General features: G+C 46.2%; 24 protein-coding genes. 18 read left to right on the forward strand and 6 right to left on the reverse strand.

Translation table 11 applies throughout. From position 1 onward, the window contains the following. The first annotated feature begins 48 nt into the window (after positions 1 to 48). The 6 genes from JJU34_RS01770 (at position 49) to JJU34_RS01795 (ending at position 7,836) form a co-directional block, all read left to right on the forward strand. Positions 49 to 3,525, forward strand: coding sequence for a hypothetical protein (locus tag JJU34_RS01770; RefSeq protein WP_228690598.1), 3,477 nt, complete (start codon positions 49 to 51; stop codon positions 3,523 to 3,525). Between the two features lie 76 nt (positions 3,526 to 3,601). Continuing rightward, positions 3,602 to 4,306 (forward strand): SDR family oxidoreductase, encoded by a 705-nt coding sequence (locus tag JJU34_RS01775; RefSeq protein WP_228690599.1) that lies wholly within the window; start codon positions 3,602 to 3,604, stop codon positions 4,304 to 4,306. Between the two features lie 2 nt (positions 4,307 to 4,308). Continuing rightward, the gene (gene ispG / locus JJU34_RS01780; RefSeq protein ID WP_228690600.1) at positions 4,309 to 6,297 is read left to right on the forward strand and encodes a (E)-4-hydroxy-3-methylbut-2-enyl-diphosphate synthase; all 1,989 of its coding nucleotides are present in this window, start codon (positions 4,309 to 4,311) and stop codon (positions 6,295 to 6,297) included. Positions 6,298 to 6,319: 22 nt separating this feature from the next. Beyond that, on the forward strand, positions 6,320 to 6,511 hold the full coding sequence (locus tag JJU34_RS01785) for a DUF6728 family protein (RefSeq protein WP_228690601.1): 192 nt from the start codon (positions 6,320 to 6,322) through the stop codon (positions 6,509 to 6,511). A gap of 12 nt (positions 6,512 to 6,523) precedes the next feature. Further along, positions 6,524 to 6,874, forward strand: coding sequence for an MmcQ/YjbR family DNA-binding protein (locus JJU34_RS01790; RefSeq protein WP_228690602.1), 351 nt, complete (start codon positions 6,524 to 6,526; stop codon positions 6,872 to 6,874). Further along, the gene (locus tag JJU34_RS01795; RefSeq protein WP_228690603.1) at positions 6,871 to 7,836 is read left to right on the forward strand and encodes an ABC transporter ATP-binding protein; all 966 of its coding nucleotides are present in this window, start codon (positions 6,871 to 6,873) and stop codon (positions 7,834 to 7,836) included. The genes JJU34_RS01790 and JJU34_RS01795 overlap by 4 nt, the downstream gene beginning before the upstream one ends. A gap of 12 nt (positions 7,837 to 7,848) precedes the next feature. On the opposite strand, the gene JJU34_RS01800 is transcribed toward JJU34_RS01795, so the two are convergent. Beyond that, on the reverse strand, positions 7,849 to 8,346 hold the full coding sequence (locus JJU34_RS01800) for a peptidylprolyl isomerase (RefSeq protein ID WP_228690604.1): 498 nt from the start codon (positions 8,344 to 8,346) through the stop codon (positions 7,849 to 7,851). Positions 8,347 to 9,110: 764 nt separating this feature from the next. Here JJU34_RS01800 and JJU34_RS01805 point away from each other — a divergent pair. After that, positions 9,111 to 10,193, forward strand: a complete 1,083-nt coding sequence (locus JJU34_RS01805) for a hypothetical protein (RefSeq protein ID WP_228690605.1) — start codon at positions 9,111 to 9,113, stop codon at positions 10,191 to 10,193. A gap of 2 nt (positions 10,194 to 10,195) precedes the next feature. On the opposite strand, the gene JJU34_RS01810 is transcribed toward JJU34_RS01805, so the two are convergent. From JJU34_RS01810 to JJU34_RS01825, 4 genes are all read right to left on the reverse strand, one after another. After that, positions 10,196 to 10,504, reverse strand: a complete 309-nt coding sequence (locus JJU34_RS01810) for a hypothetical protein (protein WP_228690606.1) — start codon at positions 10,502 to 10,504, stop codon at positions 10,196 to 10,198. 50 nt (positions 10,505 to 10,554) lie between these two features. Continuing rightward, positions 10,555 to 13,329, reverse strand: coding sequence for a leucine--tRNA ligase (gene leuS / locus JJU34_RS01815; protein WP_228690607.1), 2,775 nt, complete (start codon positions 13,327 to 13,329; stop codon positions 10,555 to 10,557). Positions 13,330 to 13,453: 124 nt separating this feature from the next. Further along, on the reverse strand, positions 13,454 to 14,407 hold the full coding sequence (locus tag JJU34_RS01820) for a DUF6089 family protein (protein ID WP_228690608.1): 954 nt from the start codon (positions 14,405 to 14,407) through the stop codon (positions 13,454 to 13,456). A 41-nt stretch (positions 14,408 to 14,448) separates the two neighbouring features. Continuing rightward, the gene (locus tag JJU34_RS01825) at positions 14,449 to 15,360 is read right to left on the reverse strand and encodes a mechanosensitive ion channel domain-containing protein (RefSeq protein WP_228690609.1); all 912 of its coding nucleotides are present in this window, start codon (positions 15,358 to 15,360) and stop codon (positions 14,449 to 14,451) included. A 199-nt stretch (positions 15,361 to 15,559) separates the two neighbouring features. On the opposite strand from JJU34_RS01825, the gene JJU34_RS01830 reads away from it, so the two are divergent. The 5 genes from JJU34_RS01830 to JJU34_RS01850 all read left to right on the forward strand — a co-directional run bounded on the left by JJU34_RS01830 (position 15,560) and on the right by JJU34_RS01850 (position 22,002). Next, positions 15,560 to 17,035, forward strand: a complete 1,476-nt coding sequence (locus JJU34_RS01830; protein ID WP_228690610.1) for a potassium/proton antiporter — start codon at positions 15,560 to 15,562, stop codon at positions 17,033 to 17,035. A gap of 142 nt (positions 17,036 to 17,177) precedes the next feature. Continuing rightward, a complete protein-coding gene (locus JJU34_RS01835; protein ID WP_228690611.1) occupies positions 17,178 to 18,719 on the forward strand; it encodes a bifunctional GNAT family N-acetyltransferase/carbon-nitrogen hydrolase family protein in 1,542 nt (513 codons plus the stop codon). 1 nt (position 18,720) lies between these two features. Further along, the gene (locus tag JJU34_RS01840) at positions 18,721 to 19,269 is read left to right on the forward strand and encodes a 3-deoxy-manno-octulosonate-8-phosphatase (RefSeq protein ID WP_228690612.1); all 549 of its coding nucleotides are present in this window, start codon (positions 18,721 to 18,723) and stop codon (positions 19,267 to 19,269) included. A 156-nt stretch (positions 19,270 to 19,425) separates the two neighbouring features. Beyond that, a complete protein-coding gene (kdsA, locus tag JJU34_RS01845; protein ID WP_228690613.1) occupies positions 19,426 to 20,271 on the forward strand; it encodes a 3-deoxy-8-phosphooctulonate synthase in 846 nt (281 codons plus the stop codon). 15 nt (positions 20,272 to 20,286) lie between these two features. Continuing rightward, entirely contained in the window at positions 20,287 to 22,002 is a 1,716-nt protein-coding gene (locus tag JJU34_RS01850) for a L,D-transpeptidase family protein (protein ID WP_228690614.1), read from the forward strand. Positions 22,003 to 22,112: 110 nt separating this feature from the next. Here the strand turns inward: JJU34_RS01850 and JJU34_RS01855 are convergent, their stop codons facing one another. Further along, positions 22,113 to 22,817 (reverse strand): murein L,D-transpeptidase catalytic domain family protein, encoded by a 705-nt coding sequence (locus tag JJU34_RS01855; protein ID WP_228690615.1) that lies wholly within the window; start codon positions 22,815 to 22,817, stop codon positions 22,113 to 22,115. 265 nt (positions 22,818 to 23,082) lie between these two features. Between JJU34_RS01855 and JJU34_RS01860 the strand changes: the two genes are divergently transcribed. The 6 genes from JJU34_RS01860 to JJU34_RS01885 all read left to right on the forward strand — a co-directional run bounded on the left by JJU34_RS01860 (position 23,083) and on the right by JJU34_RS01885 (position 26,468). After that, entirely contained in the window at positions 23,083 to 23,493 is a 411-nt protein-coding gene (locus JJU34_RS01860) for a 6-carboxytetrahydropterin synthase (RefSeq protein ID WP_228690616.1), read from the forward strand. Further along, on the forward strand, positions 23,453 to 24,154 hold the full coding sequence (folE, locus tag JJU34_RS01865) for a GTP cyclohydrolase I FolE (protein WP_228690617.1): 702 nt from the start codon (positions 23,453 to 23,455) through the stop codon (positions 24,152 to 24,154). Before JJU34_RS01860 ends, folE begins: the two co-directional genes overlap by 41 nt. A 152-nt stretch (positions 24,155 to 24,306) precedes the next feature. Beyond that, entirely contained in the window at positions 24,307 to 24,987 is a 681-nt protein-coding gene (locus JJU34_RS01870; protein WP_228690618.1) for an SDR family oxidoreductase, read from the forward strand. Positions 24,988 to 25,068: 81 nt separating this feature from the next. Continuing rightward, the gene (locus tag JJU34_RS01875) at positions 25,069 to 25,332 is read left to right on the forward strand and encodes a guided entry of tail-anchored proteins factor 1 (RefSeq protein WP_228690619.1); all 264 of its coding nucleotides are present in this window, start codon (positions 25,069 to 25,071) and stop codon (positions 25,330 to 25,332) included. A 66-nt stretch (positions 25,333 to 25,398) separates the two neighbouring features. Next, positions 25,399 to 25,842: a hypothetical protein gene (locus tag JJU34_RS01880; RefSeq protein ID WP_228690620.1), complete on the forward strand. Its 444-nt coding sequence runs from the start codon at positions 25,399 to 25,401 to the stop codon at positions 25,840 to 25,842. Then, positions 25,842 to 26,468, forward strand: coding sequence for a flavin reductase (locus JJU34_RS01885; RefSeq protein ID WP_228690621.1), 627 nt, complete (start codon positions 25,842 to 25,844; stop codon positions 26,466 to 26,468). Before JJU34_RS01880 ends, JJU34_RS01885 begins: the two co-directional genes overlap by 1 nt. The last annotated feature ends 1 nt before the right edge of the window (position 26,469 follow it).

Below are 26,469 nucleotides of genomic sequence, written 5' to 3' on the forward strand. Positions count from 1 at the left end.
ATAATCCACCTTATTTTATTACTTTAGCCCTCAGTAAGTCAGTCTATCATGAGGTGGGTTCGGTGTTTTTTTTTTCTTTGTGTCGTACAGGGGGCGAGTGGAATAGCTGCCATTGCACAGGAAGCTACCTGTAGATGGGTGTATTCCGTGAATTCCGCGGAGCCCTTTTCCATCGATTCGCTGTCGGTATACGATAAGTCTATTTTGATCAGCGATGCCGATGGGAACAACTATGATTTCACCTACGATCTCAATTCCGGCTTTTTACGGGTTGATTTGGAGGAAGGAATAATCAAAGATTCGCTACATATCTGCTATCGAGCATTTCCCTATGCGCTGAATTACACTTTTCGCAACCGTAGTTTGGCAGAAGATTACGACTCCATGGCCTATTTCAGGGATAACCGCGTAAAAGCATCCACTGAGTTCGATTTTAGAGAAGAAGTGTTTTCCTCGGATAAGCTAAATCAATCCGGTAACCTCACCCGGGGGATATCCTTTGGTAACGCACAAAATGTGTTTGTAAACAGTTCGCTCAATCTTCAGATGGATGGGGAATTAGCCGAAAATTTGCAGATCAGAGCCTCCATCACTGACCAAAATGTGCCCTTTCAGCCAGAGGGAAATACCCAGCAAATTCAGGATTTTGACAATGTGCTTATCGAGCTTTACAACGATAACTTCAACCTATCCGGAGGGGATGTGGTATTGCAGCAGCGCAAATCCCAGTTTCTTAGATACTATAAAAACGTGCAGGGGTTACAGTTTACCACCGACTATCAGGTCAATGACAAATGGAAGGCATCCTCCCAAGCCAGTCTGGCCATCGCCAAAGGAAAATTTGCTTCGGTACAGTTAGAGATCCGGGAGGGAGTGATGGGCCCTTACCGTATCCGAGGCCCAGGCAATGAACGATTCGTCATTGTGATGGCCAACTCGGAAAAGGTGTTTTTAGACGGAAAGCAGCTTCAGCGGGGGTTTAACCAGGATTACATTATCGACTACAACCAGGGAGAGATCACTTTCACGCCCAGTGTGGTCATCACGCAGTACAGCCGGGTGCGGGTAGATTTTGAGTATGCGGAGCGGAATTTCTCCCGTTCAATACTCACCGCCAACCACATTCAGCAGTCGGACAAGACTACCTTCTACTTGAACTACTACCGGGAAAAGGATGATCGCAACCGTCCTCTTTTCTTTGACCTATCGGATGCGGATAAGCGGTTGCTGGCCTCTGTAGGAGACGATTTGGGACTGGCAGCTACTCCCCGTATAGATAGCATAGCGTTTGATCCGAACAGGATTTTGTACCGAAAGGTGGAGGAGTATAGTGAAGAAGGTGAATTGAGGGTTTATTACGAGTATTCCACCGACCCGGAGCAGGCGTTTTTTGCCGTTAGTTTTTTGGAGACGACTCCAGGTCAAGGGGATTACCGGAGACGGCAGCAATTGGCCAATGGGGTGGTCTACGAGTATGTGCCACCTCAGAATGGTGTCTCGCAGGGTAACTTTACCATCAGGTCCCCATTGCCGGTACCGAACAAGCGGCAAATGATGACTACGGGCGTCGAGGTTAAATTGGGGAAGTATGAACGGGCCTACGCGGAAGTTGCATTTTCCGATACGGATGATAATTTGTTTTCCGAACTGGACAACGAAGACAACCGTGGCTTTGGGGTGAAGTCTGGGTTGATCACCGAAAAGCGGCCCGTCGGATGGCTGAAAGGCTATCTGCTCGATTCCAAATTAGATCTGGAATACAACAGTACGAATTTTGCGTTTATAGACCGATTACGGTACATAGAGTTTGACCGGGATTGGGGCCTGACTCCAGAGGCATTGGAAGCGGCCCAACAGGAACGGATCGCAGTGCTGGAAGCGAAGCTGGAGAAAAGCCGCGACGAGTTGATTTCATACTCCCTGTCCGTTCGTCAACGGGGAGATATTCTCTCGGGAATTCAGCAGGCTGCACGTGTTCACCAACGCTTGGGTTCTCGAATGGCCTTAAAAAGTGACGGGTTTGCGCTGGATAGTAGGGTGGGGCTTTTGCAGAATGAGTGGTACCGTTACGAAGGTGAGCTGAGCTACCGGTCAGCCATTTTGGTACCGGGGTACAAGCTTCACCTAGACCGTAACCGTGTGCTACATGCTGAGCGCGATTCTGTTGTTAGTACGGCTATGAACTTTCTGGAACATCAGGTTTTTGTCCGAACCAACGATACCCTGGATTATGCCTTCTTTGCCCAGGCTTCTTGGAGAGAAGACCAGTTTCCATTAGGCGGGGAGATGGTGCCGGAAACCCGGGCATTTACCAATCAGTACGGGTTTCAACGGCGGATGGGGAGTCACGACCTCAAATCTACCTTTACTTACCGTAGGTTGGAGCATTTGATGCGCATGCTTCCGGAAGAATCCACGGTGATGGGTAAGCTCGATTACTTGGGCAGCCTGTTTGATAGCAATCTTCGCAATGAAATTAGCTACGCTTTGGGGAATGGACGGGAGCTTCGAAGAGAGTTTGTTTTTTTGCCGGTGCCTACCGGAGATGGAACGCATACCTGGCGCGACGACAATGCGGACGGAGTTCAGCAATTGAATGAGTTTTATCTTGCAATCAATCCGGAAGAAAAGAACTTCATCAAGGTATTTGTTCCTACCGATGATTATATCCAAGCGTATACTACATTGTTTAATTATCGGCTAAACGCCAAATTTCCGGATAGCTGGAGAACGGAAAAAGGCTGGAAGTCCTTTCTTCAAAAGTTCTCGAATACTACCAACTGGGCGGTAGAAAAGAAGATTACGTCCTCGGATTTAGGGAGTAGGATTACGCCCTTTTTGGGCAATATCCCTCCGGCTGATCTAGTATCCGCGAGGGGGAATCTTCGATCTTCCTTCTTTTTTAATCGCTCCTCAGCCAAGTTTGGTGCAGATTATTCCATATTCAACAGCCAGCACAAGCAACTGCTCTCCGGGGGATATGAGGAGCTACAGCAGCGGGATAGTCGTATTAACACCCGGTATAACATTAACAAGCAGGTGAACCTGCAGATTCTGGTGAGCAGTGGGCTGCGGCAAGCGACTTCGGATTTTTTGGACAATCGAAACTATAGGATTTATCAGCGGTCGATTGGGCCGGAGTTGGCCATTCAGCCGTCTTCGTTTTTTAGGTCTTCCCTGAAGTATAGCGTCACCGACAAGGTAAATGACGCAAATACTGAGATCGATGAACAGGCAACGCTGCACCAGGTAGGCTTGAATGTACGCTATGCGAAAGCCATCAAAACCACGCTAAACTCCCAATTAAGTTATACCCATATTGTGTACAATGGCATTCCTAACTCTCCCACTGGCTACGAAATGCTGCAGGCACTCACCGTGGGGGGCAACTATGTATGGAACATTAACTGGCTTCAGAAAATCGGCGAGGGGTTGCAACTTACGATGGTTTATGAGGGTAGAAATTCCGAGGGTCTTAATCGCGTAATTCACACCGGTAGAATGCAGGTTAGCGCCTTGTTTTGATGCGAAATAAACCAATAAATCCTGTAACTTTGTTTTTTGTAATTAGTTGTCATACTAATAATTGAATTACAAACAAATGTCAAAAAGTATATTGGTAACTGGTGGAACCAAAGGCATTGGGAGAGCAATCTTGTATAGGTTTGCTCAGGAAGGCTTTGATCTGTACACCTGCTCCCGAAGTCAGAAGAACCTGGACGAGTTGTCCGAGCAACTTACATCTCGGTTTCCCGGTATCAAGGTATGTACGTATGTAGCAGATTTGGGTCATAAGGAAGAGGCCAAGCAGTTTGCGGCAGCGGTTAGTTCTCAAATAGTACCTGATGTACTGGTGAACAATACGGGAGTGTTTTTGCCCGGGGCGCTGCACAATGAACCGGAAGGTCATTTTGAAACAACCCTTCAGACCAACCTATTTTCGGCCTATTACATTACCCGGGCGTTTGTCGAAGGATTTATTCGCCGAAAAGCGGGGCATATTTTTTCAATAGGTTCTATCGCTGGATTAACGGCCTATCCGAACGGCGGTAGTTATGCCGTATCCAAGTGGGCGATGTTGGGATTTACCAAATGCCTGCGGCAGGAGCTGCTTCCTCATGGTATTCGGGTAACCTCCGTGTTGCCAGGGGCAACTCTGACCGCAAGCTGGGAAGGGGTAGATCTTCCGCCCGATCGCTTTATGAAACCCGAGGACGTGGCTGAAACGGTTTGGTCTGCTTATAACCTTTCGCCTCAGTCTGTTGTTGAAGAAATTGTAATCCGTCCCCAGTTAGGAGATATTTGAATATGGAAATCAAGACGCTATCAGAGAAAATCAATTACTGCAATAGCCTTACCGAATATTCCCGGCGAAAGACCATTCCGGTGAGAATTGGAGATGTTTGGGTGGGAGGTGACAATCCCATTGTTGTGCAGTCTATGACTACGGTGGATACGATGGACACAGAAGGTTCTGTGCAGCAGGCTATTCGGATGATCGAGAGCGGGTGTCAATTGGTGAGGATTACCGCACCAAGCATCAAGGAGGCAGAAAATCTCCGGTCTATCAAAAATAGACTCCGGGAGAGGGGGTATACCACGCCGCTTGTGGCGGACATTCACTTCACGCCAAATGCTGCGGAAGTTGCAGCAGGTATTGTGGAGAAGGTGCGCATTAACCCTGGAAATTACGCGGATAAAAAGAAGTTTGAGGTTATTTCATACACCGACGAATCCTATCAGGCGGAGCTTGAGCGCATTCGTGAGCGCTTCCTTCCCTTGGTGAAGATTTGCAAGGAATACGGAACAGCCATGCGTATAGGAACCAATCATGGTTCGCTTTCCGATCGTATCATGAGTCGCTATGGCGATACACCTCTAGGCATGGTGGAGTCTGCATTGGAATTTTTACGGATATGCGAGGATGAAAATTACCACGATATCGTTATCTCGATGAAATCCTCCAACACGCAGGTGATGGTACAGGCTTATCGGCTGTTGGTACAGAAGTTAGATGAAGGAGGGTTTAAACCGTACCCGCTTCACTTGGGCGTTACGGAGGCTGGCGAAGCCGAGGATGGACGGATTAAGTCTGCCGTAGGTATTGGGACCCTTCTTGAGGATGGTCTCGGAGATACGGTTCGGGTTTCCCTGACCGAGGATCCAGAGTTTGAGGCGCCGGTAGTAAAAACCTTAATCGCTCGATACGAGGAAAGGCAGTCCCATGCCCCTATTGGGCCGATTGCGGATTATCCCATAGATCCCTTTGTCCATAATCGTCGGGAGACCGTCGAAGTCGCAAATTTTGGCGGGGGTAACGTGCCCCGTGTCATTACAGATCTTTCCAGGATTCCTTCGATCACCGCAAAGGAACTGAAGCAAGTGGGTCATTTTTACCTCCCCGAGCTGGACAAGTGGAAAATGAACGATCAAGGGGCTGACTATGTGTATACGGGCAAAAACCCCATATCCTTTATGCTGCCAAACGGACTCAAAGAAGTTCAGGATGTTGAAGTTTGGGAAAAACAGGAAGATAAGGTGAATAAATTTCCGGCGTTTACATGGGAAGAGTATGTAGGCGCCAGCCGACGGCACGATACACTCAATTTTCTTTGGCTGCAGGACAATCAGGTAGAAAAGGCAATCCCTTACTTGAAAGATTGCCGCGAGGTGGTAGTGGTATTGAGCACGGACAATCTACATCAGATGGCAGCTTTGAGGAGAGCATTTGTGCTTCTCATGCAGCAAGGGGTATCTGTGCCGGTGGTGGTCAAAGTGGCTTACGGCGCCGTAGACCAAGACCAACAAATGCTATTCCCTGCTACCGATGTGGGAGGTTTGCTGATTGACGGTCTGGGTGACGGAATACTCATGGGATTGGACCATTCGATATGGTCGGATAGGGAATCTGGACTAAACCAAGTGAAGCTGCATAATACCATCAGCTTTGGTGTGCTACAAGCCGCAAGGACCCGCATGTCCAAAACAGAATACATTAGCTGCCCCTCCTGTGGGCGTACGCTTTTTGATTTGCAGGAAACTACTGCGATGATACGAAAGCGTACAGACCACCTTAAGGGCGTGAAAATAGGGATAATGGGTTGCATTGTAAATGGTCCCGGAGAGATGGCAGATGCAGACTATGGCTATGTGGGCTCGGGTAAGGGGAAAATCACCCTGTACAAAGGCAAAGAAGTAGTGAAGCGGTCGGTTCCATCCAAAAAGGCAGTGGATGAGCTGATAGAAATTATTCGGAAAGACGGACAATGGATAGAACCTGAGTCTGTGGATTCCTAAATACATCAAGAACAGAAACGATATGGCAAACAAGCGAGTAAAAGAGTTTTTCCAGTTAGGAGATGTGGGGAATTATTTTTTTCGTGTCTTCAAGAAATCCGACCCGGATAGCCGGCCAAACTTCAATTTGCGTATGATGCACGGCATCAACAAAATATCCATATTGATGTTTCTGGCGGCGCTGATTGTGTGGATTGTAAAGCGATTGGCCTAAAACACCGGGAAAGTGGACATTCAAGCGTTTCGTAGCTATTGCCTGGCAAAACCAGGTGCCACGGAGGATACCCCCTTTGATGAGGACACCCTGTGTTTTAGGGTCGGGGGGAAGATTTTCGCGATCATTGACATCGAGCAGTTTCAAAGCGTGAATCTCAAATGTTTACCCGAACAGGCAGAAGAAATCAGGGCGGAGCACCCTTCTGTTTCGCCCGGGTACCACATGAACAAAAAACACTGGAACACGGTGCCTTTTGATGGCACTGTAAAGGATAGCGATATTTTTACTTGGGTGGATCATTCCTACGGGTTGGTATTCGGTAGTTTGCCGAAGAAAATTCAGGCCACACTAGCAAAATGAGTTTTTTACGTCTAAGAAATATCAGCAAACGTTTTGATGGCGATACGTTGGCGCTAAATGGACTCACGTTGGAGTTACCCAAGGGGCAATTGTTGGGATTGATCGGTGAAAGCGGATCCGGTAAAAGTACCCTTCTTCGCGTAGCTGCGGGGCTTGAAACACAAGACACCGGGGAGGTGTTTTTAGGAGATATGGCCATCTTGAATCCTTCGCAAAAACTTGTAGCCGGATACGATCAGATACAGCTCGTTCATCAGCAATTCAACCTTTATCCTCACTCCACGGTGGAGGAAAACATCCGACGCCCCTTGCTCCTGTATGACAAGTCGTATGCTCAGGATCGCACCGAATACCTTTTGGAAGCATTTTCGCTTGGCAGTATGCGCAAGCGTTTGCCTAGAGAACTCTCCGGTGGACAGCAACAAAAGGTGGCGATTGCCAAAGCATTGAGCGTAGAACCGGAGGTATTGCTATTCGACGAGCCTTTTAGTCATTTGGACCCGCTGCAAAAACGGCAGTTGTTGGAGGAAGTCAGGGATGCATTGAATGAGTTGCAGATCACTGGGATTTGGGTTACGCACGACCTCAACGATGCCTTAATGCTCACCTCGCAGGTTGGCGTGTTGCATACAGGTACCTTGGTGCAGTACGGAGCAGCGGAAGAATTGTTAAAACAACCCCAAAGCCGGTATGTAGCAGAGCTTTTCAGCCCCTTGAACCCCCTTCCGGGAAGTCAGGACCTTTTTTTGAGGCCTATGGCCATTCACTTCTCGCAGGCGTCTGAAGGGATCAAGGGCAGGGTTAAGAGCTGCCGTTTTTTACCTTTTTTCAATCAATTAACCGTTTCGTTGGAGGATGTTGCGCTGGACTGGACAGTTTTTGACAACGGGAGGGGTTTTCGCGAGGGAGATCAGGTATATTTAAAATTTAGCGGAGAGGATGTTATGTCCTTGCCAAAATAGCTTTCAATTCGTTTACTCCACGAAACCATTTTGAGCTTCCTCTTCGGTCGCTTCCCGCACCCGGTAGACTTCTCCGTCAAAGTGTAGGTTCATTCCAACTAAGGGATGGTTGAAGTCCAACAGCAATTCCTCGCCCATGTCTTTGATGATTTTTGCCTGCATGGGGTAGCCGTCTTCGTCGATCAGCGGCAGGAAGTTGCCTTCTTCCAGCATATCCGGTTGAAACCCTTTTTCACCAGTAAATTGCGCCTTTGGTACAGCAAGGATCAACTCTTCGTCTGCATATCCATAAGCCTCTTCGATCGATAAGGTAAAATTGAATGTATTGCCTTCTGCTTTGTCTTCCAATAGCCGTTCGAATTTCTCCGGAAGCCCACTGTTTCCAAACACAAAATAAAAAGGGTCTTCTTGGTCCCGCACTTCTACGGAGAAAGGGATGGAATCCTCTGCTTCGTTGGTGACTTTTAGTTCGTAGGTCAAGCCTACCACGGTATTTTCTGCTATTTTCATTTTGATTTTTTTTTTCGGCTGTAAAGGTAAGGGGATTTGATAGAGAATAAAAATCGGGCTGTAGAATGGGATTCTCCGGTAATAACAGGTCTTCAGTTTTACCGAGGAGGTACAGGTTGATGGTGCCTACGTTTATAGGTGTATTGGTTGGTTTCAGAATAATATTTCTATATTTGTTATAATATTCGAGAAATAAAATTCAATATCACCTAGAATAAAATTTTATTCCGATAAAAATGTATCGTACAGTCAAAATATTGTTGTTTGTAATTTTACTGTTTGCGATAAAAGAGGAAGCTTTTAGTCAAAATCAACCTCATTTGCGTGATTTGAGATCCTGCGAAAATAGGAGTTGTTCATCTAGCAACTACACCATTGAAGCGGTATTTTTAAGTGATATCAATGGCACACCAATCACGAACTCTCTCTTGACTTGTGAACCGGGCGTTGAGCAAGTGACCTACATCACATTTAAATACCGTACGAGCACTAATAGCAATGTGAATAATGCTCGCCTGTTTGCAGACTTGAAGGTCGGGGATCAGACTTCTTTTCTAAATTATTTTTTTGGGCCTATTCCTGTAGCGACTGATGTGTCAAGGTTTATCACATTAGCTAGCTTTCCTTTGACTTGGACCTGTGGTGTTGAGGTAAGTCTATTAAATCCAATGATGGCTTGGACAACAAGTGGTTCGGATAGATCGACGTCTTATGAATGTAACAATTATCCAAGCGCCCAGTGCCAGTTCCAATCAGCCATTGTCGTGGATGCGCCTTTAGCAGTTCAGTTTGAATATGAATATGATTGCCCCCTAGATGGTGCAACGAGCGTACGTTTTGTAAGTACGGCAAATGGCGGAAGAGAGCCATTTATTTATAGCTGGACTTTTACAAATGCTAGCATCGTAACCTCCAACCAACCAAATCCAATAGTAGATTTTTTTCAACGGGGCACCGCACAACTGACTTTACAGGATGCGAATGGTACCACGAACACATATTATGTTGATCTACCCATTCCGGAGGCCTTGATTATATCAGAATCTACCAATGTGATAAATTCGACAAATGAAGAGAATCCGGATGGAGGGATTGAATTAGTACTGGAGAACATTGGCAGCTTCAGCTACGCATGGTCCGGACCGGATGATTTTTTTGCAGATGAACCGGCAATTTATGGGCTAAAGGACGGTGTCTATACCGTTACAGTAACCGATGAATACGAGTGTACATTTGTCTACGAGTTTCAGCTACCAGCCTTTGTAGCATTGCCCCTGTCAATAGATTTCGTGAAATTGAACTATGACGAATCCGCGGGTGGGGTCACTATGGGCTGGAACGTGTTGGATGGCAACCGGGAGTATACGTATCAAATAGAGCGTTCTTTTGGGGGAATACACGATTTTTCCGTAGTTGGGCACATAGCGTCAAATTCGGGGGGAAGTGTTGACGGATCTTATCAGTTTGTAGATAGCGCGCAGCATGCTAGGGACGGCAGGTATTACTATCGAATCAAAGTAGTATCGGTAGATGGTACCAAGCCTGTTTATATCAGTGAAATCCGAATGGTGCAGGTGTCCTCGAAGATAGGAACTGAAACTTGGGATCTTTATCCCAATCCAGTGAATGGAACAAATCTTTACCTGCTATATAGAGGAGGGCAGCTTGGTGACGATCGAAAAGCCAAGATTAAAGTCTATTCTCCTTCCTCGGGAATCCTGTTGCTACTGGAGGGCGAAATTGGACTAATTGACTTAAGCAATTCTCTTTCCAAGATGCCCAAGGGGCTGTTTTTTGTTGAGGTGCAATATGGAGGGAAAAGTGAAGTGTTCAAAGTAATTCGTTGACCCTACACTGCTCCAGCCAATAAGCGAACCCAAATCATCAACAAGCAAATAACCAAAACAAAAAACACCTCTCGATGCTTGGATAGGAGGCTGAAATAGGCAGCACCTACCGCCAACATAGCAAACACCAAACCAAAAGCCAAAGTAGCCATGGGGGAAAGAACCGGCTCGGTTCCATGAAACTGCATGATTCCCTCAGGAATGGGTTGTTCTTTACCCTGAATAAATTCAAAGTACACTTTCAGGTGGGCATACGCCAATACGATACTGGTAAGGAGTGCTGCAAATGCAATGAACCAGCGGTTTGCCATGGTAATGAGGGTTAAAAAAAGGCTTGGAGTTGGATCCAAGCCTTTTGGTATTACACTACAATGTTAACGATTTTGCCGGGGACAACGATTACTTTTTTCGGAACTTTGCCTTCCAGCCATTTCTGCAATGCGTCGCTAGCAAGTGCTTGTTTTTCGATCTCGTCTTTCGAAAGGTCGAGGGGTAAGGTGATTTTTACCCTCATTTTCCCATTGATGGAAACCGGGTACTCGTGGGTGTCTTCTGCCAGAAACTCTTCGTTGGCCTCCGGATAGCTTGCGTAGATGATGGAAGTCCCATGCCCCAGTTGCTGCCAGAGTTCTTCGGCAATGTGTGGCGCATAGGGAGAAAGAATCACCAATAGTGGCTCCAAGATAGCCCTTTTATTGCACTTCAGGGCGGATAGCTCGTTCACACAAATCATAAAGGTGGACACCGAGGTATTGAAAGAATAACGGTCTATATCTTCCTCTACTTTCTTGATGGCCTTGTGAAGTGCTTTTGATTCTTGCTTACTGGGAGCTTTGTCTGTGACGGATAGTTTTCCGTTATTGTCAAAATATAGCTTCCACAGTTTACGCAGAAACTTGTATACTCCGTCGATGCCGTTTGTGTTCCAAGGTTTGAATTGCTCCAACGGTCCCAAAAACATCTCATAGAGTCGCAGCGTGTCGGCGCCATATCGTTCGATGACGTCGTCGGGGTTCACTACATTGTATTTTGACTTGGACATCTTTTCAACTTCTGCGGTGCAGTGATACTTACCCTCCTCCAAAATGAATGTGGCATCCGCTAGGTCAGGTCTCCAATTTTTAAAAGCGTCCAAGTCCAATTGATCGTTGTAGACGATGTTGACATCCACGTGCATGGGAACCGTATCGTGCTCATGTCGCAGTCCGGCACTTACAAAGGTGTTGGTTCCCTTCTTTCTAAACACAAAATTTGACCTACCCTGAATCATGCCTTGGTTGATCATTTTGCGAAAAGGCTCCTTAATGCTAACTAAACCGCGATCGTATAGAAACTTCGTCCAGAACCTAGAATATAACAAGTGGCCAGTCGCGTGCTCCGCACCACCAATGTAAAGATCCACAGCACCCCAGTATTTTTCGGCATCCTCACCGACAAATACGCGTTCGTTAGCGGGGTCCATGTACCGGAAGAAGTACCAGCTGGATCCTGCCCAACCCGGCATCGTGCTCAATTCTAAGGGATATTCTTGACCATCAACGCGATAGGTCCAATCCTTGGCCCTGCCTAATGGGGGAGCGCCATCCTCCGTTGGTAGAAACTTATCCACATCCGGCAAAATGAGCGGTAGGTCTTTTTCGGCAATCAAATAAGGCAAACCCTCCTTAAAATAAACAGGAAGCGGTTCACCCCAGTAACGTTGCCGGGTAAAAATGGCATCCCGCATCCGGTATTGAATCTTGCCTTTACCAATCTTCTTTTCCTCCAAAAATGCTATCGCCTTATTCATAGCATCCTGCATTTCCAGGCCATTGAGGAAATCGGAGTTCATGATGATGCCTCCCTTGCCGGGAAAGCTTCCATTTTCCATGCTGCCTTCGATAACCTGGCGAATTTCCAGGTCAAAATGACGCGCAAAGTTGTAGTCTCTCTCATCGTGCGCCGGTACCGCCATGACCGCACCGGTGCCGTATCCCGCCAGCACATAGTCTGCAATCCAGATTTGAATGCGTTCACCGTTGAACGGGTTGATGGCGTAGCTTCCGGTAAATGCGCCGGAAATTGTTTTTACGTCGCTCATCCGGTCTCTCTCGGACCGGTTCTTGGCGGATTCCACATAGGATTCCACCGTTTCCTTCTCGGAATCGGTAGTCAGCAGTTTCACGTATTCATGCTCTGGAGCTAAGGCAAGGTAGGTTACGCCATAGATGGTATCTATGCGGGTAGTAAATACCTTGATCTGAAGGTCATGACCTTCAACCTGAAAAACCATTTCTGCGCCAGTAGATTTCCCTATCCAATTTCGCTGCATTTCCTTTACTGGCTCCGGCCAATCAACCATTTCAAGTTCGCGAAGAAGTCTATCTGCGTAGGCAGTGATTCGCATGCTCCACTGCATCATTTTTTTCCGCTCTACGGGGTGTCCGCCACGTTCCGAAAAGCCGTCTTTCACCTCGTCGTTGGAAAGCACAGTACCCAATGCCGGACACCAGTTGACGGTCGTTTCGGCCAAGAACGTCAGCCGGTATTTTAGGAGGACTTCCTGTTTTTTACTTTCACTGTAGGCTTCCCAATCGGCAGCGGAAAACTCCTCGGTATCTTCGTCGCAAACCGCCTGCACCGACATATTGCCGGTTTGTTGAAATGTCTGTATTAATGAATCAATGGGAAGTGCTTTATCCGCCTGAAGATCGTAATAACTGCCGAAGAGTTGCATAAAGATCCATTGAGTCCACTTGTAGTACGCAGGATCGGAGGTGCGGACTTCTTTGCTCCAATCAAAAGCAAAGCCAATACGTTTCAACTGTTCTGTATACCTGTTGATATTTTCTTCGGTAGTTATGGCTGGGTGCTGTCCTGTTTGGATGGCGTACTGTTCTGCGGGAAGCCCGAAGGAGTCATAACCCATGGGATGAAGAACATTGAAACCTTTGAGCCTTTTAAACCGGGTAACAATATCTGAGGCAATGTATCCTAGGGGATGGCCGACATGCAACCCCGCGCCAGAGGGATACGGGAACATGTCCAAGGAATAGAACTTCGGTTTAGTAGCATCTACCTTGGCTTCAAACTGCTTGGATGACTCCCAGTAGGCTTGCCATTTTTGTTCTACTTCTCGAAAATTGTAGTCTGCCATGTTTGATATTGGTAAGTGTATTTGGAAAATGGTTTCAAAATTAAAAAAAATAATCGGTATTCATTTCTAAAATGACAATGTATATGGGTGGGATGAGTACATGAGGAATAGACAGATCAGCAAATTACCAGAACCTCCAGCCACGTCCACGATGCCTAAAGATCCAGTTGTCCCATATGTCTTGGGCAAAATAAATTTCAACGCCAAAGTTCAGCGAAAAATAACCATCGTATCGGGCATTTGGTTCATTTAGTCTGGGATCTCCGCTTCCTCTACGCGGTGCGCCTCGGCTGGATTGGATTAAGTTCACATTGGGTTCCCCATTTTCCAACAAATACCGCGCTTGTCTTACTGATAATCGAAGGCGATCTGGGTTTTCCCCAGATACATAATCCGCGATCAATTCTTCGTAAAACCCGGACATGTTAAAGGAACTGATATCATCCAGGTGGTCGGTGAGGGTGAACCGGTAGTTCCCCTCGATGAAGAAATCCATGTAAACGTTGACCTTATACTTTAGCCCTAAGCCCATAGGGAAAACCATGACCACTCCAGGGTAAGCTTCGTTTTCGGTTCTGAGGGGTCTTAATGGAATCCAATTGCCCCGATAATTCGCATAGGGGTCGTTGGTGGATACGCCAACACCTGCGAAGATATAGGGGTTAATGAACTCGCGCGTGATGTTATATACCTTTACGGGCTTGTAATAGTACTCAAACAGAAACGCGGCTTCGTAATTTCTGGCTCGGAAATTTAAATCACGGGGTATTCTTCCGCTTCTGGGGTCTGCTTTGGTGTCTTCTCCAGAGATCTGATAGTAGGTCAGGTCTACACGGGCTTTTAGGTTTGTGCCGAAGGTATACCTTCCGGAAAGAGCTACATTGTAATCTGGCTGTATGCCTTCGTAATACTTCCATAGCGAATACAAATCACCAAAATATTGGGTGGGTCCAGCGTGTACAGCAAATGACCAAGGCTCTTCGAACCGAAATCTATAGATTGCTTGACCATAAACATCTTGGCCAGTAACATAGAAAAATATTCCTAAAAAAAATCCCCAAAAAACCTTCCGCTTCATTTTTCTGTAATTTTGCGATAAATATAAGGTAAGGTGCTGGTTTAATGGTCTGTTTCATCGTTTTTTTTAAATCCAGAGCGGATATGCAAGTCATGCTGGGGAAAGGGTATTTCAATGTTTGCTTCCCTAAATTTCTTGAAGATATCGTAATAAAGCTGGCTTTTTAACACCTGAGGCTTGTTGATATATTCTGAGGTCCAGACTCGGAGATCGAAATCTATGCTGCTGTCCCCATATCCCTGAAATAGTACGTCGGAGGGCGGTGCTTTTAAGACTCCTGCATTTTCAGAAGCGGCTTCCAACAGTATACGTCGGACTTTTTCGGGATCTTCTTTGTAGGCAACACCCACAGGAATATGAAATCGAATATTTCGGTCGTTGTGCGACCAGTTGATTACCGCGCTATCTATAAACTGGCTATTGGGCACGATGATGGTAATGTTGTCGTTTGTGACAACCATGGTGGAGCGGGCAGAGATCTTTATTACGTCTCCATTGATTCCATTTACTTCTATGCGGTCACCTTCTTTAATCGGTCGCTCGAACAGTATGATCAGGCCACTGATGAAGTTATTCGTGATGTTTTGGAGGCCAAAACCAATACCTACACCGATGGCTCCTGCTAAGATGCCTAATGCGCTGAGGTCTACGTTTGAATTTTGAAGTATGGTGAAAAAACCAATAATAATTAAAACGTATTTAACGATCGTGCCTATTGCTTTCCGGGTTCCTAGATCTAACGGATATCGGGCCAACACCTTATTTACCGTAAATTTTCGGACCAATTCAGAGAGGATCAAAACTGCGGTAATGGAGATAATCAACCAAATTAACAACCCGATGGTGAGCTTGGACTCACCCACTCCGATAAGGCTAATCTGAAGAAATTGTTCTAGGTGTTCCAAAAAGCTTCCTACATTTCCATCTTTTATGTCTTGGTATAGTTCGTCCATTTTGACGCGGGGGATATGATTAATTTTCCAGTAAAATAGTGACGAATTGGCAAAATCCAAAGCCGGACTTAGAATTAGGCATGGAAGGTGGCGGTTCAGTTAGGTGCGACCCGGTGGAGGTATTGGCCTTTCAGCTTATATTTGCTGGGTAAGGTTTTGTATATTTGTGCCTTGGAGTTGTAAAAATGCCAGGCGCCGGATGAACTTAACCATTGAGAATATTTTATTGATAGGATCCGCCTTGTTGATTCTGAGCATTGTTGCAGGTAAGACATCGTATAAGTTCGGTGTGCCTACCTTGGTTTTGTTTTTGGCCATTGGGATGTTGGCTGGTTCAGACGGCTTTGGCGGAATTCACTTCGATGACCCAAAAATCGCTCAATTTATTGGGGTTGTGTCGCTAAATTTTATTCTTTTTTCCGGGGGGCTTGATACCAACTGGCAGACCGTAAAGCCGGTTTTTTGGCAGGGGTTTTCACTTTCTACCTTGGGGGTGTTACTAACAGCGGTGCTGCTGGGTGTGTTCGTTTGGCTAGTTACGGACTTCACGCTATACGAAGGGCTCCTTCTTGGAGCGATCGTTTCCTCTACCGATGCGGCGGCGGTTTTTTCCATCCTACGAGCTAAAAACCTGGCATTGAAAACCAATTTGCGGCCTACTCTGGAGTTGGAAAGTGGTAGTAACGATCCCATGGCTTATGTACTTACCATCGCTTTTTTAGGCCTTGTAGTCAATCAGGATCAGGAGCTGTGGTCCATTTTGCCGCTATTCCTCACCCAGATGGTTTTGGGAGGGGTTTTGGGATATCTGTTTGGCATTGTCAGCAGATTGGCAATCAACCGAATCCGGTTAGATTTTGAGGGATTGTATCCAGTATTGGTGATTGGGTTGATGTTTGGAACGTTTTCTGCCACTGACTTTGTAGGAGGAAACGGTTTCCTAGCGATTTATATCTGTGCGGTGTACCTAGGTAATCAAGACCTGATCCACAAAAAGGCCATCATGAAGATGTTTGATGGGTTGGCCTGGCTAATGCAGATCGTTCTCTTCCTTACACTGGGATTGTTGGTTTTTCCCTCCGAAGTGGTGCCTTTTATCGGAATAGGTTTGCTGATTTCTGGCTTTCTCATATTTGTGGCCAGACCTATCGGTGTACTCATCAGCTTGGTTTTCTTCAAAATGAAGATACGTAGAAGGCTGTATATCTCATGGGTAGGGCTTCGTGGAGCTGTACCCATTGTGTTTGCCACGTATCCGTTACTTGCTGGAATTGAAAAGGCCGATGTGATTTTCAACATTGTCTTCTTTATTTCCCTGACGTCGATTTTGCTTCAGGGAACTACATTATCAGCAGTGGCCGGCTGGCTTCATGTGGCATTGCCTGAAAAGGCAAAACCCAAAAAACCCACGGATGCCTTTATGGAGGAATATCCGCGCACCATCATGAAGGAGATCAAGATAGAAGAGGGTACAGGTAAGGTTGGGCAGCGAATTGTAGACCTGAATTTCCCCAAATCGGCTATTATTGCGATGATCCAACGGGGTGATAAATTCATCACACCCAGCGGATCTACCGTGATCGAATCGGGAGATACGCTGGTGGTACTGTCCGATAACGAAAAGGGGATTCAGGATGTTTACACGATGTTTGGGCTTTCTGACCTATTGGAATAGTCTGTAGGCGGGTTTTCCTCAGAGAATAGAACGCATACGTTGAATATTTTATACGGGTCTTTACGCCACGATTTGGTTTGGTACAATTATGGTGTTGCCTTAGGGGCGATTGTAATGAGTTTAAATTGAGTATTTTTGTACGATGAGCAAGCAAAAAGAAGAAATAGAGCATAGATTAAAGTTACGCAATGTACGGCTTTCTGACTATGAGGATATACGAAAGATCATGGTCAGTATATACAAGAACCAATCCATGGCTTGGACCAAGGAGGAGTTTCAAAATCAGGTAAAGGCTTTTCCGGAAGGGCAAATCTGTCTGGAGGATAACGGGACCGTGGTTGCAGTGGCTATGAGCTTGATAGTAGATTATTCCAAGTACGGAGATAACCATACCTACGATCAAATTACCGGTTTTGGAAAGTTCGATACACACGATGAGAACGGGGATACCCTATACGGTACAGACGTATTTGTAGACAAGGAGTATCGTGGCCTAAGGTTAGGGCGTAGGCTATACGATGCCAGGAAGGAGCTGTGTGAAAACCTCAACCTGCGCTCGATCATTGCTGGAGGACGAATTCCCGGATTCAGCAAGTACGCAGATCAGATGACGCCCCGAAAATACATCGAGTTGGTAAAAAACAAGGAGATATTCGATCCTGTGCTGTCCTTTCAGCTTGCCAATGAATTTCACGTCAGAAAAGTGATCACGAAGTATCTGCCGGAGGATACGGATTCCAGGGCCTACGCTACGCTGTTGGAATGGATAAATATCTACTATGAAAAGGAAGAGAAGCTAATTGGTAACAAAAAGACCATTGTACGGTTAGGTTTGGTGCAGTGGAAAATGCGGAGGTTTGCCAATGTAGATGACCTGATGCAACAAGTGGAGTTTTTTGTGGATACCATATCCAACTACAAATCCGATTTTTGCCTTTTTCCGGAATTCTTCAATGCACCCTTGCTAGCAGGGTTTAACAACATGGAGGCATCGGAAGCCATTCGGAATTTAGCGGAGTACACAGAAGAGATTTTGGACCGAATGAGGGACCTTGCGCTTTCGTATAATGTGAACATAATCGCGGGCAGCATGCCGGAATATGACGGTAAAAAATTGCGCAATGTCAGTTACCTATGCCGAAGAGATGGAACCATGGAGAAGCAATATAAGCTGCACATTACACCCGATGAACAAGCCTATTGGGGTCTTCAAGGGGGAAATGGCATACGGGTATTTGATACGGATGCCGGTCGCATTGGTATTCTTATATGCTACGATGTGGAGTTTCCCGAGCTAGGTAGGATTTTGGCAGAAAAGGAAATGGATATCCTTTTTGTGCCATTTTGGACCGATACAAAAAATGCGTACCTGCGGGTAAGCACCTGTGCGAAAGCCAGAGCAATCGAAAACGAATGTTATGTGGCGATCACCGGTTCGGTGGGCAATCTTCCAAAGGTGGAAAATATGGATATTCAGCATTCGCAGGCGGCGATTTATTCACCTTCCGATTTCTCCTTTCCCCACGATGCAACTATCGCAGAGGCCTCTTTGAACACGGAGACTACCATTGTAGCGGATGTTGACCTAGACTTGCTTACCAAGCTCCGAAAGGCAGGCAGTGTCAGGAACCTCGAACAGCGAAGGTTGGACCTGTATTCGATCCAATGGAAAAGAAAACGGTAAGATGTACAAGCCCCAAGCCCTATCCGAAACGCTGCGCGCAAAAATTAAGGCGGTTAAATTGCTCATCACGGATGTGGACGGGGTGCTGACGGATGGGGGTATTATTTTGGATGATGCCGGCGTAGAATACAAGCGTTTTCAAGTAAAAGATGGGCAGATCATCCCATTTCTGAAGAAATTTGGCCTAGCCGTAGGAGCGGTGACCGGTAGGGACGTGGCAGTGGTCAAGAGACGTTGCGAGCAGATGAACCTGGATTTTCATTACCATGGCGTCAAGAATAAGCTAGAACTCATCAATCGGGTACTCGTTGAGCGTAATCTAACCCTGGAACAATGTGCCTATATTGGAGACGATATCATTGACCTGGACGTCTTGGGAAAGGTAGGTTTTTCCGCGGCGCCTAAGGATGCGCTTCCCTATGTGCTTGACCGGGTTGATTTTGTGTGTACCTTGGGAGGCGGCAAGGGGGCGTTTCGGGAGTTGGCAGATACTATTCTGCATGTCCAGGGCACCTTGTCTGAAGCGTTGCATCGGCTGGATATAGCCTAGAAAACACGGTCAGTTTCCTCAATCAACCGACTAGGTATGTGATCTTTTCGCCGACGGGGGTGGAGACGGATCGCGTAGACGCCGATCGCCGAGGGGTAGGTTAGAGTAGCTCATGTAACCTGAGTAGAAGAACCATGTATAATCAATGATACGGGAATGAATAAGAGTGGGGCAACCATGAAAATTAGGGAGGGAATTGTACTCGGAGGAGACAAGCCAGTATTGTTTGCTGGACCCTGTGCAATAGAAAGCCTGGAAATATGTATGGAAATAGGACACACCGTAAAGGAACTTGCCGATCGGCTTGGCTTTTTGTACGTTTTTAAGGCTTCCTTTGATAAGGCCAACCGCACGTCTGCGGATTCCTTTCGCAGTGTAGGGATGGAAAAAGCGCTGGGGGTTTTGTCAGAAGTGGGTAGCAGACTAGCCATTCCTTTGGTAACCGATATCCACGAAAGTTATCAGGCGGCGCCTGTTGCGGAGGTCGTGGATGTGCTTCAAATACCTGCCTATTTGTGCCGCCAAACAGACTTGTTGGTGGCTGCGGCCAATACGGGGAAGGCGGTAAAAATAAAAAGGGGGCAGTTTATGGCTCCAGAAGACATGCAATATGCAGTGAAGAAAGTACGGGGAGTGGGCAATGAGAATGTTTGTTTGACCGAGCGGGGTTTTTCACTAGGGTATCATAACCTGGTAGTGGATATGCGCGCACTGCCGATCATGCGGCAATTTGCCCCGGTCGTTTTTGACGTGACGCATAGCGTGCAGCAGCCTGGCGGGCAAGGAGGAAGTAGTGGAGGACAAAGGCAGTTCGCCCCGTATCTGGCAAGGGCAGCCGCGGCAGCCGGTGTGGATGGGTTCTTCATCGAAACTCACCCAAATCCCGAGAAGGCACTGAGTGACGGTCCTAATTTAATTCCTTTGCATCACATGGAGTCTTTTTTACGTATGTTACTGGATGCTTGGGAGATTGGGAAGAAGTACGGAGATGATCAACTTTAGGTTAAAATAGACAAAATGGACGGTTTGTATACGTGTATAAAGGGAGGATTTAATTTTTTTGTTTCGCAGGTAGCTTTGATGTTATTTGTCATTTCACCGCCCCTGACCGCACAGACCTCCGGGATAGATACAGGTGTTTCCTTTGAAATACGGCATTTGTTTGAGGTACTCCAAGATGACTCATCGGCGGGATTGGCTGGTATGAGATTGTCTAATCTAGATCAGGCACTTGAGTTTTATTCCGACAGAGGCTTTCGAGAAGCTTGGATTTCAGATGATCGATTGACATGCAATGCGTATGAAATCCGGTACCTCATTCAGCAAAGCAAGTACGACGGGCTGAAGCCGGAGGAGTATCAATTGGCATCTATAAACGAGTTCTTTGAAAAGATGGAGCAGGCCGGGAGGACAGGGATCGCCGTTACTCCCATGGAACAGGCCAGGTTTGACGTGATTTTATCCGACGCATTTTTAGAGCTGGGCTCGCATATTTACCTCGGAAAAGTCGATGCGAGTCACAGTGATTTTGGCTGGGAACTTAAAAAAAAGGAGCCCAAAAAGCAAGTTCTTACTAAGCTCAAACGAGCCGTGGAAGGGTGTGAAGTTCGGAAGAGTTTGGAGGCACTGTATCCGGCGTTCCCTATGTATAAGCGTATGCGCTCCAGTATGATGGAGTTCTACGAGAAAGCCAAACATTCCCCTAGTTCGTGGGAACAACTAGCGGTAATTAAATCGATAAAACCTTACGAGGAGCACCGCATCGTCACCAAAGTACGGGAGCGTCTGGACTTCTGGGAGGGCACCACATCCATTCCAATGGATGATCCAGAGTGGTACGATACGTTGCTCGTACAACGTGTAGAAAAGTACCAGCAGCAATTGGGGTTAAATCCCGATGGTGTCATTGGAAATGCCACCTTGCGGGCACTGAACAAGCGCCCGGAGGATCTAATCAAGCAGGTTTCGGTTAACCTAGAGCGTTTGCGTTGGCTTCCAGACACCACACTGAATGAGGTGATTTTGGTAAATATCGCCAACTTTTCCATGGACTATATTCGCGATAGAGACACCCTGCTGCACAGTAATGCGATCGTCGGTAAGGCGTATCGAAAAACCCCTGTTTTTAATGCGCCGATGACCTATTTGGTATTTAGTCCTACGTGGACGGTACCGCCGACGATCCTTAGAAACGACGTACTTCCAGCGGTTAAAAAGAATGTAGGTTATTTGAAAAGTAAAAACATGCGCATTCTGACCTATTCAGGTCAGGAGGTGGATCCACATTCGATTGATTGGAGCAAGATAACAGCCAATAATTTTCCCTACATGGTACGACAGGACCCTGGACCGAGCAATTCACTGGGCTGGGTGAAATTCATGTTTCCCAATAAACACAACGTCTATATCCACGACACCCCTTCCCGTGAGCTGTTTGGCAGAGATGACCGGGCGCTCAGTTCGGGATGTATCCGCATTGAAAAGCCTTTGGAATTGGCGCGACTCCTATTAGCCGATCAGCCTCTGTGGTCAGACGACCGAATTCGGTCATCTATGTTTGGAGGGAAAGAACAAACCGTGATGCTTAAGCGCCAAATTCCGGTAGTAATCCTATACCTAACCTTCTGGACAGACAGCTTGGGAAATCCGAAAATTAGACATGACCTATATGACCGGGATGAAGCGCTATATAGAGCGCTCAACCAATCAATTGTTCTGAAAAGCGGAGCCTAACTTTTGATGGAGTAGAAAGGAAAGGAATAGAGCCTACAAATGCAGGATTTGCTAATCCGGGCAGGTCTGATCCAACAGGTACCCCATTACAAACCAAGTTTTTACGCTGATTAGAGGCTTGCAGTCAAGCGATGCTGATGGATTAGGGGGGAGGATTTCAAGTAGTTCGGATCCCTTCCGTAAATAAAGAGTAGTGAACCGTCCTTAATCAGGTCTATGGCTCTGTCTGTTAGCTCGGTTGGCAGTGCCGGGCATCCCAGACTTCTCCCGAGTCTTCCCACCTGTTTGGCAAATTCTTCAGAGGCGTAGTCCGCGCCGTGAATAACAATGGCCCTGTTGCGTGCCTGATCGTTGAATCCTTCCTCGAGGCCGTCCAAGCGAAGCGAATAACCGTGTTTGCCTTGGTATGTTTCGGCAGTACGGTAAAATCCCAAGCTGCTTTGGTAGGATTCCGGTCGGTTGGAGAATCTGTCAGCCATTAAGTCGCCCGAATTTCTGCCATGGGCTACCACAGAATGGAGCAATATCTCCCCCTGAACCGGGTCAACGATCCAAAGGCGCTTTTCGGTAGAGGGTAGGGTGAAGTCGATGATGGTAAGCACATTGGAGGATAAGGTGTCCTGTAGTTTATTCCAGCCTTGCATGGCCAGCTCAAACACATCTTCTGAGGGGACGTCTGCGCCAGCATTCAGCAATATATCATAGGTGGAATGGGTGGGGGAGGGTACTTTGACAGGGATTTCTGTCAAAGTATTTAATGAACCAAAATTTAATAGCCACAATACTGGCCAAAGATAGTAGTGAAGTGAAATCATATATGGCAGAAATCTGTTTGCACAGGTGAACAATATTTCGAGTGTAAAATAATAAATCTATTCCGGATTACTACAAAATCCGAATGGAACTAGTTGAACAGAGATAATGGTTGTATATACTATTTCCTGACAAGTTAAAGGCAATTGAAAGGCCTAAAAGCAACAGGGAATATAAGCCATTGATCGTCAAATTATTGGTTGGAGAAATAGAACAATGGATTACGGATTTTAAACAAAAAAATCATAAATACTGTTCCATAAGCGCATGAGAGCATCCGTATTTAGAAAAGAACATTTCAATGCAGCCCACAGACTCCATAACCCGTCTTGGTCTGACACTGTGAACCAAGAGGTCTTCGGAAAGTGTAATCTACCGAATTATCACGGACATAATTATGACCTAATTGTAGAGTTGACGGGTCCGATTGATCCTGGCACAGGGTATGTATACGATATGAAATTATTAAAGGACCTGATAAAGACTTACGTGCTGGACAGGTTTGATCACAAAAATTTAAATGTAGATACCGATGAATTCAAGCATCTTAACCCAACTGCGGAAAACATTGCTGTGGTTATTTGGAATATTCTAAGGGAAAAAATTGACACAAAATTTGAGTTAACGATTCGACTTTATGAGACAGAAAGGAATTTTGTTGAATACAAAGGACATTGATTTGGTGAACGCCATCGAGGAACTGGGAGATTCCCACGCCGCCACCTCCCACGAGACACCCCTGCGGGAGGATGCGTTTGAAATGGACGACGATCTCAAGATGGAGCTTATCGAAAAGCATTTTAAGGAGATCATGCATGTCCTGGGATTAGATCTTACAGATGACAGCCTGAAGGGCACTCCTAAGCGGGTGGCGAAAATGTTTGTCCAAGAGGTGTTTAGTGGGTTGAATCCCAAAAATAAGCCGGTAGCCAAGCTTTTTGAAAACAAGTACAACTACAGCGAAATGTTGGTAGAGAAGGATATTACTTTCTACTCACATTGTGAGCACCATTTTGTGCCTATATACGGCAAGGCACACGTTGCCTATGTTTCAAGCGGCAAGGTGATCGGGCTGTCTAAGATAAATCGAATTGTTCAATATTTTTCCAAGCGACCTCAGGTGCAGGAGCGCTTGACCGTTCAGATCGGTAACGAGCTGCGAGAGGCATTGGGTACCGAAGATGTGGCTGTAGTATTGGATGCATATCACATGTGTGTCTCTTCGAGAGGAGTAAAGGACGTGAACAGTTCTACGATTACGTCATTTTACAGCGGGGTATTCAAGCAAGATGAAAAACGCAGGGAGGAATTTCTGAAATACCTTTCCATGGAGAAATAATGTAGCGTATACAGCTGTAAACCACCCGTTCCAGATAGTCTATGACGGGTTGTATGGGCTTGAAACCGAAGTGATGCTTCGGTTTTTTTGTGGTCGATTTTCAAACAATTTGAAGCCAGATTCATTACTATTAATGAAAGTCAATAGATACGATGGAAGGTAAAAATATTCTAGTTATTGGGGGAAATAGTGGGATCGGCGGGGAGTTAGTCGCGTTGTTACGAGAGGCGTCGGCAAATGTATTCGTTTTTTCCAGAAACGAAACTGGTTCCAATAAGCTGGATGTTACCGAATCCGAAGTTGACTTAACGGGTATCCCCGAAGTGATTCACGGTGTGGCATACTGTCCGGGGAGTATTACACTGAAGCCCTTCCATCGGCTTAGTCCTGAGGATTTTTTGAAGGATTATGAGATCAATGTTTTAGGTGCTGTCAAGGTATTACAGGCTTGTTTTAAAAATCTAAAACTTGCAAAGAGTTCTTCAGTAGTACTATTCAGCACAGTTGCAGTACAGACTGGGCTAGGTTTTCACGCCTCCATTGCCAGTGCAAAGGGTGCCGTGGAAGGTTTGATGCGTAGCTTGGCGGCCGAGTGGGCTGCCAGTGGTATCCGCGTAAATGCAGTGGCCCCTTCGCTTACCGATACCCCGCTTGCCAGCCAATTGTTGGGCAGTCCCGAAAAAAAGGAAGCTGCGAGCAAGCGTCATCCGTTAGGTAGGTATGGTCACGCATCGGATTCAGCAGAAGCGGCGTTTTATCTGCTATCCGACCGATCGGGTTGGGTTACCGGACAGGTATTGAAGGTAGATGGTGGCATGTCTACTATTCGTTAGGAGCTAGGTAGCTTACCTTTATTCGATCGGAGATATGGCGATGAAATGGACCAACCCAGTTTCATTTAACGAAATTTGAGTATGAGAACTCCCCCAGAAGCATATTTGATATTCAGGGCTGAGCTTAAGAAGGCTCAGTTGGAAAAGGAGAAATTACGCAAAGCGTATGAGGAGAAACTCGTGGAAATGAACCGTGAGTTATGCCGGCTTAAGGAACAGATTTTTGCCCAACAGGAGCTTATGAAGACGACCATCGACTATGCTACGCGGTTAGAGGTAGATCTGGACAAGCTGAAAGAAGAAGTCGAAAAGCATCGTAAAAATCCTAAAAGCACCTTTCACTAATGGAATCTGAAAGTCATTATTTAGGCTTACCTGAATCTTTCCCGAATCCCAAAACGTATAATCCAGATGAAAGAAACGTTAAATAAGTCAATAATGGAAACCTTCGACCTGGCCTTTGAAGAAAGATACGCCAAAGTGTTGACCAATGACGATGACGGAATTATCATTTGTGAGTTGTTGACGGACTATGTTCCGATAGAGGACTTTAAGCGAACGTTTGAGAAGATTTCTGAAATAGTCAAGAGTGGAACCTACAACAAATTTATTTTTGACAAAAGAGCCCTTCGAGCGTTTCATCAACCGAGTATGGAGTGGTACTTTCTTGTCTGGAAAAAAGAAATGTATGGTTTTGGGCTAAAGGTCCATAGGAAAATCCTTCCATCGGAAAAATGGTTTGAAAAGATGGTTATGATTGCCAAGTTGCAGATAATGGAGAATAACCCTGGGAACATCATCGATAAGCTCGATATCAAATACTGTGATTCGATCGAGGAGGCAATATTATCTTAATGAAACACTTCAGCAAATCAGCTATATTGGCAGCGGAAAAGTCCTTCCGCAGGGACTTCGTAAATTCCCTTACGGGCTATAAAAGTCTTAACCTCATTGGCACCATCAGTGATGTCGGAGTATCTAACCTGGCGCCTTTTTCTCAAATCATTCACGTAGGGGCGAGTCCACCACTGATTGGTATATTGTTTCGCCCTCATACTGTCGAAAGACACACGTTAGAAAATATTCAAAAGACTTCCTATTTTACCTTAAACCATGTTACGGCCTCGTTTTACAAGGAGGCCCACCATTGCAGTGCTCGCTGGGAGGGCTCTGAGTTTCAGGCAGTGGGTTTAGAGGAGGAGTATTTGGAGGGTTTCCCTGCGCCTTTTGTGAAGCGTAGCCCTCTGAAGATTGCCTGTGAGCTACAGGAGATTCAAACCCTGAAATGCAACGGTACGGAGCTGGTTGTAGGATCCGTAGAGCATGTATTTGTCCAGGAAAGTGCTGTTGGACAAGATGGATTTATTAGCTTATCGGAGTTAGGGACGGTGTCCGTATCCGGGCTCGATGAGTACCATGTAGGTAGCCGGCTTGCCCGTTTGAACTATGCAAAACCGGGGCTTCCCGTTACCGAGATGTAAG

Source organism: Lunatimonas sp. (genome assembly GCF_020832325.1).
Classification (GTDB): domain Bacteria; phylum Bacteroidota; class Bacteroidia; order Cytophagales; family Cyclobacteriaceae; genus Lunatimonas.

Excerpts from the sequence above, each read along its gene's own strand:
- JJU34_RS01770 (WP_228690598.1), top strand. The coding sequence starts at position 49 with ATGAGGTGGGTTCGGTGTTTTTTTTTTCTTTGTGTCGTACAGGGGGCG.
- JJU34_RS01775 (WP_228690599.1), top strand. The coding sequence starts at position 3,602 with ATGTCAAAAAGTATATTGGTAACTGGTGGAACCAAAGGCATTGGGAGA.
- ispG (WP_228690600.1), top strand. The coding sequence starts at position 4,309 with ATGGAAATCAAGACGCTATCAGAGAAAATCAATTACTGCAATAGCCTT.
- JJU34_RS01785 (WP_228690601.1), top strand. The coding sequence starts at position 6,320 with ATGGCAAACAAGCGAGTAAAAGAGTTTTTCCAGTTAGGAGATGTGGGG.
- JJU34_RS01795 (WP_228690603.1), top strand. The coding sequence starts at position 6,871 with ATGAGTTTTTTACGTCTAAGAAATATCAGCAAACGTTTTGATGGCGAT.
- JJU34_RS01800 (WP_228690604.1), bottom strand. The coding sequence starts at position 8,346 with ATGAAAATAGCAGAAAATACCGTGGTAGGCTTGACCTACGAACTAAAA.
- JJU34_RS01810 (WP_228690606.1), bottom strand. The coding sequence starts at position 10,504 with ATGGCAAACCGCTGGTTCATTGCATTTGCAGCACTCCTTACCAGTATC.
- leuS (WP_228690607.1), bottom strand. The coding sequence starts at position 13,329 with ATGGCAGACTACAATTTTCGAGAAGTAGAACAAAAATGGCAAGCCTAC.
- JJU34_RS01820 (WP_228690608.1), bottom strand. The coding sequence starts at position 14,407 with ATGAAGCGGAAGGTTTTTTGGGGATTTTTTTTAGGAATATTTTTCTAT.
- JJU34_RS01825 (WP_228690609.1), bottom strand. The coding sequence starts at position 15,360 with ATGGACGAACTATACCAAGACATAAAAGATGGAAATGTAGGAAGCTTT.
- JJU34_RS01830 (WP_228690610.1), top strand. The coding sequence starts at position 15,560 with ATGAACTTAACCATTGAGAATATTTTATTGATAGGATCCGCCTTGTTG.
- JJU34_RS01835 (WP_228690611.1), top strand. The coding sequence starts at position 17,178 with ATGAGCAAGCAAAAAGAAGAAATAGAGCATAGATTAAAGTTACGCAAT.
- JJU34_RS01840 (WP_228690612.1), top strand. The coding sequence starts at position 18,721 with ATGTACAAGCCCCAAGCCCTATCCGAAACGCTGCGCGCAAAAATTAAG.
- kdsA (WP_228690613.1), top strand. The coding sequence starts at position 19,426 with ATGAATAAGAGTGGGGCAACCATGAAAATTAGGGAGGGAATTGTACTC.
- JJU34_RS01850 (WP_228690614.1), top strand. The coding sequence starts at position 20,287 with ATGGACGGTTTGTATACGTGTATAAAGGGAGGATTTAATTTTTTTGTT.
- JJU34_RS01855 (WP_228690615.1), bottom strand. The coding sequence starts at position 22,817 with ATGATTTCACTTCACTACTATCTTTGGCCAGTATTGTGGCTATTAAAT.
- JJU34_RS01860 (WP_228690616.1), top strand. The coding sequence starts at position 23,083 with ATGAGAGCATCCGTATTTAGAAAAGAACATTTCAATGCAGCCCACAGA.
- folE (WP_228690617.1), top strand. The coding sequence starts at position 23,453 with ATGAGACAGAAAGGAATTTTGTTGAATACAAAGGACATTGATTTGGTG.
- JJU34_RS01870 (WP_228690618.1), top strand. The coding sequence starts at position 24,307 with ATGGAAGGTAAAAATATTCTAGTTATTGGGGGAAATAGTGGGATCGGC.
- JJU34_RS01875 (WP_228690619.1), top strand. The coding sequence starts at position 25,069 with ATGAGAACTCCCCCAGAAGCATATTTGATATTCAGGGCTGAGCTTAAG.
- JJU34_RS01880 (WP_228690620.1), top strand. The coding sequence starts at position 25,399 with ATGAAAGAAACGTTAAATAAGTCAATAATGGAAACCTTCGACCTGGCC.
- JJU34_RS01885 (WP_228690621.1), top strand. The coding sequence starts at position 25,842 with ATGAAACACTTCAGCAAATCAGCTATATTGGCAGCGGAAAAGTCCTTC.